This window comes from Nocardioides sp. CPCC 206348 (assembly GCF_048654705.1).
Classification (GTDB): domain Bacteria; phylum Actinomycetota; class Actinomycetes; order Propionibacteriales; family Nocardioidaceae; genus Nocardioides.
In genome coordinates this window covers 32,526-37,780 of record NZ_JBMCZA010000216.1, presented here as the reverse complement: position 1 = coordinate 37,780, position 5,255 = coordinate 32,526, and the positions used below count along the sequence as shown (strand labels likewise).

Below are 5,255 nucleotides of genomic sequence, written 5' to 3'. Positions count from 1 at the left end.
GCCGTCGCGGCGCCGGCGCCGATCACGCAGAGCACCTGCAACATGCTGGTGTAGCCGTCGAGCGTGAGCCCGAGCCCACTCATCGGCGGCTTCCCCAGCGCCGTCTGCAGCTTCTCCTGCACCTCGAGCGTGCGCAGCGTCGAGATCCGCTCCCATGCGGACAGCACGACGATGATCGAGCCGCCGATGATCAGCGAACCCGCGATCGTCGCGTGCCCCGGTCGTGGCTGCTCCTGGCTCATGCCACCCATTCCACCAGACGGCCCCTCAGGCGTTGACGACCAGCCCGTCCTCGCCGCGGTCCACCGTCACCGCGCCGCCGTCGACGACCTGGCCGCCGATCAGCAACCGGGCGAGCGGGTCGCCGAGCGCGGACTGGATGAGCCGGCGCAGCGGGCGGGCGCCGTACGCCGGGTCGTAGCCGACATCGGCCAGCCACTCGCGCGCAGCCGGAGTGACCTCCAGCGAGATGCGCCGTCCGGCCAGCCGGTTCTCCAGCAGGCGGAGCTGCAGCTCGACGATCGTGGCCAGGTCGTCCCTGGTCAGTGCGTCGAAGGTGACGATCTCGTCGAGGCGGTTCAGGAACTCGGGCTTGAACGCCTTGCGCACCGTCGCCATCACGCCTTCGCGCTGCGCCTCGGGCTCGAGCGTCGGGTCCACGAGGTACTGCGAGCCGAGGTTGGACGTGAGGATCAGGATCGTGTTGCGGAAGTCCACGGTCCGGCCCTGGCCGTCGGTGAGCCGGCCGTCGTCGAGCACCTGCAGCAGGATGTTGAAGACCTCCGGGTGGCCCTTCTCGACCTCGTCGAGCAGCACGACCGAGTACGGCCGGCGGCGGACGGCTTCGGTGAGCTGGCCGCCTTCGTCGTACCCGACGTAGCCCGGAGGGGCACCGACGAGGCGCGACACCGAGTGCTTCTCGGAGTACTCGCTCATGTCGATCCGGACGATCGCCCGCTCGTCGTCGAACAGGAAGTCGGCCAGGGACTTGGCGAGCTCGGTCTTGCCGACGCCGGTCGGGCCCAGGAACAGGAACGAGCCGGTCGGGCGGTTGGGGTCCGAGATGCCGGCGCGCGATCGTCGTACGGCGTCGCTGACGGCACGCACGGCCTCGCGCTGGCCGATCAGCCGGGCGCCGATGACCTGCTCCATGTCGAGCAGCTTGGCGGTCTCGCCCTGCAGCAGCCGGCCGGTCGGGATGCCGGTCCACGCCTCGACCACCTCGGCGATCTGCGGGGCGCCGACCTCGTCGCCGACGAGCTTCTCCTCCTTCTCGGCGCTCGCTTCGCTCGAGCCCTCCGTGGCCTCGGCCGCGGTGATCTGGGCCTCCAGCGCGGGGATCTTGCCGTACTGGATCTCGCTGGCACCGGCCAGGTCGCCCTCGCGCAGCTTGCGCTCGGCCTCGCTCCGCAGCTGGTCGAGCTGGCGCCGCAGCTCGCCCTCACCCTCCAGGGACGCCTTCTCGCGCTCCCAGCGGGCGTCGAGGCCGCGCAGTGCTTCCTCCTTGTCGGCGAGGTCGGCGCGCAGGACCTCGAGCCGGTCGCGCGAGGCGTCGTCGGACTCCTTGGCGAGCGCGAACTCCTCCATCCGCAGCCGGTCCACCTGGCGCCGGAGCTGGTCGATCTCCTCCGGGGAGGACTCGATCTCCATGCGCAGGCGGGAAGCGGCCTCATCGATGAGGTCGATGGCCTTGTCGGGCAGCTGGCGTCCGGTGATGTAGCGGTCGGACAGCGTCGCGGCCGCCACCAGCGCGGCGTCGGTGATCCGGACGCCGTGGTGCGCCTCGTACTTCTCCTGGATGCCGCGCAGGATCTGGATGGTGTCCTCGACCGAGGGCTCGCCCACGAACACCTGCTGGAAGCGCCGCTCCAGCGCGGGGTCCTTCTCGACCCGCTCGCGGTACTCGTCGAGCGTGGTCGCGCCGATCATGTGCAGCTCGCCGCGCGCCAGCATCGGCTTGAGCATGTTGCCCGCGTCCATCGCGGAGTCGCCGCCGGCGCCCGCGCCGACGACCGTGTGGAGCTCGTCGATGAACGTGATGATCTGGCCACCGGCGTCCTTGATCTCCTCGAGGACCGCCTTGAGCCGCTCCTCGAACTCGCCGCGGTACTTCGCGCCGGCCACCATCGCGGCGAGGTCGAGCGACAGGACGCGACGGCCCTTGAGGGAGTCGGGGACGTCGCCGTCGACCACCCGCTGGGCGAGCCCCTCGACCACGGCGGTCTTGCCGACGCCGGGCTCACCGATGAGCACCGGGTTGTTCTTGGTACGACGGGACAGCACCTGGATGACGCGACGGATCTCGGCGTCCCGGCCGATGACGGGGTCCAGCTTGCCGTCCTCGGCCGCCGCGGTGAGGTCGACGGAGTACTTCTCGAGTGCTTCGTACGTCGACTCGGCATCCTGCGACGTGACCCGACGGTTGCCCCGGACGGCCGTCAGCGAGTCCTGCAGCCCGGCGGCCGTCAGGCCGGCGTCGGTCAGCACGGTCTTCGCGGCCGACTCGACGGTCGCGAGGGCGATCAGCAGGTGCTCGGAGGCGACGTAGTCGTCCTTCATCGAGCCGGCGAGGTCGATGGCGGAGGCCAGGACCCGGGTCAGTCCTGCCGATGCCGCGGGCTGCTGGACGGTGGCGCCGCTCGCGCGGGGCAGTCCGTCCCGGACGGCCGACGCGGCGTGCACCAGGGCGGGCGCGTCGACGCCGGACTTCGCGACCAGGCTGGACGCGATGCCGTCGGCCTGCAGCAGCAGGGCGACGAGGAGATGGATCGGCTCGACACTCGTGTTGCCGGCCGTGGTGGCGGCGAGCTGGGCGGCCTCGATCGCCTCGCGACTGCGCGTCGTGAACTTGTCGGACCCGAAAGCGCTCATGAAAGGGAGTCTCCTGGAAGGTGCGTGGGAATGGATGGTGACACTCATTCCAACGCGCGCAAAGTTGAGTCTATTGCACTCAACTTTGCGGTGTGCGTCTCATTCGACGCCTCATGGTGGGTGGGCAACCCCTCGCCCACCCACCACGGATGCAGGAACCGCCCGGACCCCACGTCCCGCCAGCAACCCCACATCACTGGCAGGCAGCAGTCCTGCGGCAAAAACGGTCCCACAGTCCGGCCCGCCACAGCCCGTTGTTTCAGGTGCGACCTCCCGCGAAACGGCCCGTACGACGGCGCTCCCTGCCAGCATGGGCCCGTGGCTCGACGGGCGGACGAGATCGACGACCGGACCCCGCTCGCGGGCGCCCGGATCGATGTCGCGGCGCGCATCGGCTGGCTGCTCCGCACCAGCCGCATGGCGGCCGGTGTCCGGATGCGCGAGTTCGGGGAGCTGGCCGGGACCGGCTCCCACCTCTCGCCCGCGACCCTGTCGCGCGTGGAGACGGCCGGCCGGCGCAGCGGCACCGTGATCGATGCCTACGAGCGGGCGCTCGACCTTCCGTACGGGCACCTCCGCGCACCCATCGACGTACTGTCGCGCACGTTCTCCTACGCCCCCGAGGACGTCGAGCCGTACACACCCGAGGCGACCCTTGCGGGCTTCTCGAGCAGCTGCGCAGCGGTACTGGACCAACCGTCCGGCGGCGACTGGTTGCGCTTCGCCGAGTACCACGCGCACACGCCCTTCGGACTTCCCGAACCCGACGTACGACCGTTGATCGAACGCCTCGCCAACGAGGTGGGACGCTCGGCCGGGACGGGCTACCAGCTGCGCTACGAGGCGCTGGCCAAGCTGCGGTGCAGCGCCTACGGCGACATCGTGGCCGAGGTCATCCGCGAAGCCGTCCTCGCTCCGGGCATGCAACGCGCGTACGACCTGATGAGCGCGGTCACCGAGCTGCCGACCCCTGCGTTGGTGCAGTGGTGCGGGGAGCTCCTCTCCCACGACTCTTGGCAGATCGCCCGGGCCAGCTGCCTCGGCATCCAGAACATGCGCAGTGTCGGCGGCCTGCGGACGCGCGACTGGTTGCCGCTGGTCGCCCCGTTCGCGGCGGCCTGCATCGCGGCGGTGGACGACTCCCGTCGCGGACCGATCCTCAGCGCGACCCTGGCCTCGTGCCCGCCCGACTTCCGGCGCGAGGTCCGTGCCGCCGTCGGCTTCGACCTCCCGCCGCCCCGCAAGGCAGCTGCCTGGACGCAGAGCCGTCGCAACCGCCACTTCGCCCACGCGGCCCGGATGGCCGCCGACATCGCAGGCAACAGTGCGGGCGAGGGGGTGCTGACCCGCCTCGTGTTCGAGGTGCTCTACGACTTCCGGGCGACCCACGTCGTCACGTCGGGCTTCCTGCTCGTCGCATCGCCCTTCTCCGACGGCGTCCGCGAGCAGCTCTGCAGTGCGGCACTCGAGGGTCCCGACGAGACCACCCGGCACGGCGCTGCCTACGCGTTCGCGAACCTGATGGTGCCCTTCGAGGTCGCCGACCCTGCCCCGTGGCTGGCCTCGCCCGACCCCGCGATCCGGGCAGCCGGGCTCTCGATCTGCGGGTTCGCGGGAGTCCCGTTGCCCGAGGCGACGCTTCGGGAGCTCGTGGGCGCCGACGACGAGCTGTGTCGCGACGCCCTCTTCGCGGCGGGCATGGCCAGCCAGCCCGAGCTCGCGCAGATCGCCACGAACCACGCGGACCCGGCGGTCCGGGACGCCGCGCGATGGTGGACCGACCACGGCGGCCGGGTCAGTCGCTGACGATCTCCGGCGGCGCCTCGTGGGCGGGCAGGGCGACGTTCGTCGCCGTCTTCTCGTCGACCAGCGCGAGCTTGCAGAACTCCTCGCCGAACGGCGTCAGGTGCACGCTGCGGCGCACGACCTTGGCGAACTTCACCGAGTGCATCGCGGCCAGCACGTCGGGCTGCGCCTCGAGCACCTGGTACTCCAGGTGGTCGTGCACGGCCTCGCGCGAGAACCAGATCAGGCCCAGGCGGAACAGGTTGTTGAGGTACGACGGCACCTGCTCGACGTAGCGCAGGCCGGCGCGCGGACCCACCATGTTCAGGCCCGGTGCGATCAGTTGGCTGCTCATCATGCCGATCGGTCCGCCGGTGCGGATGTCGACGCTGGGCTGCGGCCCGTTGCGCAGCAGCATCACCAGGATCCGTGCCTCGTCGGGCGCGAGCTCGTCGAGGATCCGGTCGAACGCCGGGTGGCGGTCGTTCTGGCCCCAGACGTCGCGGGACTTCTCCAGCAGCTCGTTGCCACGGTCGCGCAGGGACAGGGCGCGGCTCGCGACGACCTGGCCGTCGACGACCGCAGCAGGCGCGGCCTTC

General features: G+C 71.0%; 4 protein-coding genes. 1 reads left to right on the top strand and 3 read right to left on the bottom strand.

From position 1 onward, the window contains the following. Both ACOADB_RS23495 and clpB read right to left on the bottom strand, forming a co-directional pair. A partial coding sequence (locus ACOADB_RS23495) for a hypothetical protein (RefSeq protein WP_378604442.1) occupies nt 1–242 on the bottom strand: 242 nt, incomplete at its 3' end. A gap of 25 nt (nt 243–267) precedes the next feature. Next, a complete protein-coding gene (gene clpB / locus ACOADB_RS23490) occupies nt 268–2,871 on the bottom strand; it encodes an ATP-dependent chaperone ClpB (RefSeq protein WP_378604439.1) in 2,604 nt (867 codons plus the stop codon). Nucleotides 2,872–3,189: 318 nt separating this feature from the next. Here clpB and ACOADB_RS23485 point away from each other — a divergent pair, with 318 nt between their 5' ends. Further along, a complete protein-coding gene (locus tag ACOADB_RS23485; RefSeq protein WP_378604436.1) occupies nt 3,190–4,677 on the top strand; it encodes a helix-turn-helix domain-containing protein in 1,488 nt (495 codons plus the stop codon). On the opposite strand, the gene ACOADB_RS23480 is transcribed toward ACOADB_RS23485, so the two are convergent. Beyond that, nucleotides 4,667–5,255: Abi-alpha family protein (locus ACOADB_RS23480; protein WP_378604433.1), on the bottom strand; the 589-nt coding region annotated here is incomplete at its 5' end. The genes ACOADB_RS23485 and ACOADB_RS23480 overlap by 11 nt on opposite strands.

Bases quoted from the DNA above. Each gene is read 5' to 3' on its own strand.
- clpB (WP_378604439.1), bottom strand. From the start codon at position 2,871: ATGAGCGCTTTCGGGTCCGACAAGTTCACGACGCGCAGTCGCGAGGCG.